General features: G+C 68.8%; 4 protein-coding genes. All 4 read right to left on the minus strand.

All coding sequences use genetic code 11. The features are described from left to right. Positions 1-154: 154 nt before the first annotated feature. The 4 genes from AB3X43_RS19290 to AB3X43_RS19305 all read right to left on the minus strand — a co-directional run bounded on the left by AB3X43_RS19290 (position 155) and on the right by AB3X43_RS19305 (position 4572). Positions 155-871 (minus strand): hypothetical protein, encoded by a 717-nt coding sequence (locus AB3X43_RS19290; RefSeq protein ID WP_369431498.1) that lies wholly within the window; start codon positions 869-871, stop codon positions 155-157. A 10-nt stretch (positions 872-881) separates the two neighbouring features. After that, entirely contained in the window at positions 882-2312 is a 1431-nt protein-coding gene (locus tag AB3X43_RS19295) for an alkaline phosphatase (RefSeq protein WP_369431499.1), read from the minus strand. Positions 2313-2338: 26 nt separating this feature from the next. Continuing rightward, a complete protein-coding gene (locus AB3X43_RS19300) occupies positions 2339-3814 on the minus strand; it encodes an alkaline phosphatase (RefSeq protein ID WP_369431500.1) in 1476 nt (491 codons plus the stop codon). A 149-nt stretch (positions 3815-3963) separates the two neighbouring features. Continuing rightward, entirely contained in the window at positions 3964-4572 is a 609-nt protein-coding gene (locus tag AB3X43_RS19305; RefSeq protein ID WP_369431501.1) for a glutaredoxin family protein, read from the minus strand. Positions 4573-4665 lie beyond the last annotated feature (93 nt).

Raw genomic sequence — 4665 nt, forward strand, 5'->3', positions numbered from 1 at the left:
ACCAGCCGCCAACCAACGGCCGAACGGAGCACGGGACGGGAATCGGAGGTCTGTGGTCATGGCGTCGCCCTGTCGGATTGGAAAACAGGGCGACATTGTCCGCTGCAGGCCACCTTGGCGGGCCGTCGATGCAACAGGCCATCCAGATGGCTCGTCAGTCCATGAACTCGTCATAGGACTTGGGGATGTAGCCTGCCAGCGACTGCCATGGCAACGCGCCGCGCGTGGCAGATGCGGGCAGCAGACGCACCGTCACCTTGCGCTGCAGCGTGCCGTCGTCGCGCTGCGACTCGACGCGCAGGGCCAGTTGCGCCGCATCCGACCACAGCACGCGGTGCGACCAGCCCTGGTTGCGCTCGCCATACCACTGCCCTTCGGCCACCGGCTTGCCCTGCGGCTGCATGGCCTTGACCACGGCCGACGGCACGATGGTGGCCGCAGCATCGAACCGACCGTCGAACGACACGGTGGAGAACTCTGCCACCGGAACGGCGACCACCACCCGGTTTTCCCGGTCCACCAGCTTCAGCTCCGGTGCGCCCTTGGCATCGAGGCGCAGCCAGCGCGCCGAGGTATCGGCGTTGAGGTGCTGGTGGCCGTGGTGTTCCGCGGCCGACTCATGCGCGTGGATGTGCGCTGCGCTCTCCGGCAGCACACGCTCGGTCCACACCTGATCGGCGCGCCGCACCAGCCGCTCCTGCCAGACATCGACCCGCGTGACCCCCGAGGCCAGGACCTGCCGGGTCTCGTAGCTGACGAGCGCATCGACGTCGGCCCAGGCCGCCGCCTTGGCTGGCGCGGCAGCCGGACCGGCCGCCGAGGCCCATCCGACGCACACCAGACCCACCGCACCCAACGTGCGTTGCAGCATGCGTTCCATCTCAGTAGCCCGCCGCCGACTTCACCAGGCTGAAGACCTTGGTGTTGTCGATCGTGCCCTTGAAGGTCTTCGAGGCCACCCCGGCGCCCGTGGCGAACAGCATCACGTCGCCGCCGCCGTGCGTTTCGGAGCCCGGCGTGCCGCGGCGGATCGCCACTTCCTGCAGGTACTCCTTGCCGGCGACGACCGCCGGATCGAGGTTGTTGCGCACATCGACCCGGTTGGATCCGTTGCCGAACACCAGCGTCGTGTAGTTGACACCGTTGGCATCGGTGCTGGGGGTGCCGGTGGCGTAGTTGATGTTCAGGCCGAGGATGTCGGTGCCACGCTTGCCGTAGCCGTTGAACGCCATGGTGTGGTCGTGGTCGGCGGTGACGACGATCAGCGTGTCCTTCAATTCCGGATCGAAGGTCCTGACCTTGTCGATCGCTGCCTGGATGGCGTCGTCGAAGGCCTTGGTGTCGGCCAGCGCACGGGCGGCGTTGCTGCCGTGCAGCGCGTGGTCGATGCGGCCGCCTTCGACCATCAGGAAGAAGCCCTTGCTGTTCTTCGACAGGATGTCGATGGCCTTGGTGGTCATCTGCGTCAGGCTCGGCTCCCTGGCCGGGTCGCGGTCGAGGTCGTAGGACATGTGGCCTTGCGACAGCGCCTGGTCGTACAGACCGATGAGCTTGGTGCCCGCGGCAACGGGTGCCGCCGTCAGGCTCGGCAGGTCGTTGACGAAGGTGTAGCCCTTGGCCTGCAGCTCGGCCACCAGATCGCGGCCGTCCGGCCGGCCGCGCGGCGTCGAGGTCGCGTTGTACGGCCGCCAGTAGTAGCTGATGCCCCCCATCAGCACGTCGACACCCGTGCCCAGCGCGCTGTTGAATCCAGCGCCGCCCGGCACGGCCTGGCGCGCGATGTCGTACTCGGCATCGCGGTGGCAGATGTGGGCGTAGGTGGCGGCCGGCGTGGCGTGGGTCAGGCGGGCGGTGGTCACCGAGCCAGTGGCCTTGCCCTGCTTGATGGCCAGTTCGAGCAGCGTGGCAGATGGCGCACCGTTGCCGGTGGCCGGGCAGTTGTTGACCGCGCTGGCCACCTTGGTGACGGCGTCGGCGGTGGGCTTGTAGGCCAGCGCCTGGGTCGCACCGTCCATCGAGATCACGTCGTTGCGCATCTTCACGCCGGTCATGTAGGCCGCCATCGACGGTGCGCTGTCCGTCGTCTGGGCATCCAGCGAGTAGGTCTTGACACGGGCCGTGTACGGCAGCTTGTCCATCGCCAGCGAGCCTTCTTCCTTGACGTACTTCAGGCGGGTGGCCGTCGTCGTGACCGGGCCCATGCCGTCGCCCAGGAAGAAGATGACGTTCTTGGCTTCGCCGGCGGCGTAGGCGGCCGGGGCCAGCGCCACCGCGATCGCGGCGGCCAGGATGTGGTGCGTGTGCTTGTTCATGCGTAGGACTCCTGATCGGTCGCGGTTCACAGGCCGACGGCCTGGCGGACGAGCTTGAACACCGCGGTGTTGTCGATGACCCCGTGGAAGAGGTCCGCGCCGAGTCCGGTGGCGCCGAGGAACACATCGCCGCCGCCGTGGGTTTCGCCGCCGACACCGGTCTGGATCACGGCTTCCTGGTGGTAGCCCTTGCCCGACACGACGGCATCGGTCAGGGCGGTCATCGCGCTGCGGTTGCCGGCCACGCGGTTTTCGCCATTGCCGAAGACCAGCGTGGTGAAGGGCTTGCCGTCCGCATCCAGCGCCGGGGTCGTCGGTGCGGCGTAGTCGCGCATCAGGCCCAGGATGCCAGGGTTGGTGGCGGTCGTCTTGCCGGCCAGCGCCGAGTAGCCGTTCATCACCATCGTGTGGTCGTGGTCGGCGGTGACGACGATCAGGGTGTTCTTCAGCTCCGGATCAGTCAGCTTCGCGCGGGCGATGCCGGCCTTGATCGCATCGTCGAAGGCCTTGGCGTCGGCCAGCGCACGGGCGGCGTTGGTGCCGTGCAGCGCGTGGTCGATGCGGCCACCTTCGACCATCAGGAAGTAGCCCTTGCCCTTGGCCGCCAGCACGTCGATGGCCTTGGTGGTCATCTCGGCCAGGCTCGGCTCCTTGGCCGAATCGCGGTCGAGTTCGTAGGACATGTGCCCTTCGCTCAGCGCCTGGTCGAACAGCGCGATCAGACGGGTGCCCGCCGCGGTCGGCACGGCATTGAAGCTGGCCAGGTCGCTGGCATAGGCATAGCCCTTGCCCTGGAGTTCGGCCACCAGGTCACGCCCGTCGGGGCGACCCGCCTTGTTCGTCGTGGCGTTGTACGGGCGCCAGTACTGGCTGATGCCGCCCATCAGCACGTCCACGCCGTTGCCCAGCGCGTTGTTGTAGCCGGCGCCGCCGGGCACGGCCTGGCGCGCGATCTCGTATTCGGCGTTGCGGTGGCAGACGTGGGCGTAGGTGGCGGCCGGCGTCGCGTGGGTCAGCCGGGCGGTCGAGACCACGCCGGTGCCCAGGCCCTTGGCGATCGCCAGTTCCAGCAGCGTCGCGGACGCCTGGCCGTTGCCGGTGGCTGGGCACTTGTTGTCGGCGTTGCTCACGCCGGTGGCGGCGTCCTTGCCTGGCGCGACGGCCAGCGTGTCGCCGTCCATCGCCAGGACTTCATTGCGGGTCTTCACCCCGGTCATGTAGGCGGCCATCGACGGCGCGCTGTCGGTGACCTGCGCATCCAGCGAGTAGGTCTTGACGAAGGCGGTCTCAGGCAGCTTGTCGATCTCCAGCTCGCCGTCCTCGCCGGCGGCGTAGATGCGCGCAGCGGTCATCGGAACGATGCCGTAGCCATCGCCCAGGAAGAACAGGACGTTCTTCGGTGTCGCCGCGGGGGTCGACTCCGTGACCAGCGGGGTATCCGATCCGCACCCGTACATGACCAGCGATGCGGCGAGCGCTGCGCCAAGGAATGACCGTTGCATTCGTTGCTCCTGTGTAAAGACAGGCTGCACGGTAACGGTGCCTTGTGACGGGCGCGTGGCAACAATCCGGAATACGGACCAGCCCGGCCCCTGAACCGACTGGTCGACTGGCAAGCCCTGCAACGCCCGAGGCGCGGGACGTCCCTGCGTCAGAAACGGAAACTGCCGGAGGCCGCCGGCAACACAGGCGCCACCGCAGCCGGGCGCCCGGCGGAAACACCCGCCTCGCGCGACGGGGTGACCTCCGCTTCGACCGCCACCAGCGGCTGAGCCGGTGCGGCACGCCAGTTCGGCGGCAGCTGCGAGGTGCGCGGATAGCCGGCCGCGTCGAGCGTGGCCTGCCAGTCTCCGGCCTCGAAGCCCTGCAGGCGCTGGGCGCCCAGGCGCAGGATGGGCAGCTCGATGCGGCCTTCGCGGCGCTGCAGTTCGGCCACGTCCTCGGCGCGGTCGATGCTGAACTCGCGCACGGGAATGCCACGTTGCCGCAGCAGCGCACGGGCGCTGTCGCAGGGGCCGCAGTTCGGCGCGGCATAGAACGTGGCCGGGTAGCGCACGGTGGCCTGCCGCAGCGTGTACGGCAGCTCGGCCGCGGGGGTCGTCGCCGCGTTGGCGGCACCCGGCGGACGGGCCGCGGCGCCTGCGGGTGGCCGGTCGGTGTAGGTGACCCGGCCATCCGGGCCGACCAGCTTGTATTGCGCCGAGGCGGAACCGGCCAGCAACAGCAGCCAGCCGCCGCACTGTATCGCCAGGGATGTCATGGCTGCACTCCTCGTGTCCTGGATCCGGTCCATGGTAGCCCCAGCCGTGTCACGGTGTCAGCGACAGCCGACCCTGCTCCCACTGGAGCCGAA

The organism is Sphaerotilus sp., from assembly GCF_041083715.1.
Classification (GTDB): domain Bacteria; phylum Pseudomonadota; class Gammaproteobacteria; order Burkholderiales; family Burkholderiaceae_C; genus Sphaerotilus.